1 protein-coding gene is annotated in these 261 nt (G+C 47.9%); it reads right to left on the reverse strand.

All coding sequences use genetic code 11. The annotated features are described in order from the left end of the window. On the reverse strand, positions 1 to 261 hold a 261-nt coding region (locus tag D1646_RS19500), incomplete at both ends, for a hypothetical protein (protein WP_160638055.1).

The following is a 261-nucleotide window of genomic DNA, read 5'->3' on the forward strand; positions in this document are numbered from 1 at the left end:
AAGGGCGTTGCCATAAGAAAACATGGAAAAAACCAGTAAAATCAATGTTTTTAAGGGCAGCGGAAAACGGGGCGGCACAAACAAGTGAACAACAGCACAGAAAGCGGGCGAGGTCAGCAAGGCATCGCCCGCTTTCTGCGCCCCGGCGAACGCCGCAGATTTTGAAAAAAGTCTGCGGCGTTTTTTGTATAAAGAAAACCACTCGCTAGGCGAGTGGTTCAAAAAAAGCCTTATGGCGATGATGTAAACAAGAAAACTCCC

The sequence above is a fragment of the Pseudoflavonifractor sp. 60 genome (genome assembly GCF_009911645.1).
GTDB lineage: Bacteria > Bacillota > Clostridia > Oscillospirales > Oscillospiraceae > Lawsonibacter.